This is a genomic window from Dehalococcoidia bacterium, assembly GCA_025054935.1.
Classification (GTDB): Bacteria; Chloroflexota; Dehalococcoidia; order SpSt-223; family SpSt-223; genus JANWZD01.
Genome location: JANWZD010000074.1, coordinates 1 through 560 on the forward strand (window position 1 = coordinate 1; position 560 = coordinate 560).

General features: G+C 55.0%; 1 protein-coding gene. It reads right to left on the bottom strand.

All coding sequences use genetic code 11. The annotated features are described in order from the left end of the window. Positions 1–519: glycosyltransferase family 2 protein (locus NZ773_16325; GenBank protein MCS6803493.1), on the bottom strand; the 519-nt coding region annotated here is incomplete at its 3' end. Positions 520–560: the final 41 nt, after the last annotated feature.

Here is a 560-nt window from a genome sequence, read left to right on the forward strand (position 1 = left end):
ACCCACCCGCCCTCGATAATTGACTGGCACCTCGATCAACCGAATTTTGTGTTTCAGGGCTAAAATCACCATTTCGGGAAGGAGATGCGAAGCATTTACGGTTAACTCGCCGTTCAATTTCTCGGCCGCCTCCCTGCGGATCAACCGCAACGTACAGCCGCAGTCCGAAAGCGAGGGCGCGTTGAACAGCACTTGAAGCATTTTGGCAACTACAATGTTCCCAAACCTCAAAAACCAACCCATGTTTGCTTGCTCCCAAATCAGCTCTTTGGTGGTGCGAGTGCCACAGACCATGTCGAAATCGTCAGCGTAGGCGAGCAGCTTTATAACATCCTTACCGACGAATGTGCCGTCTGGCTCCGCCAAAATAATCAGTTCGCCTTTTGCCTCTCGCAACCCCCGCCGCAATGCCGCACCGTAACCTTGACGACCCTCCTGCACCACGCGCGCCCCGGCGGCAATCGCTCGTTCGACAGTCCTGTCTCTGGAGTTGTTGTCCACCACCAAAATCTCATCCACGATCCCAGGAACCCGAAAGTCCTGCACGGCGGCTGCGATGT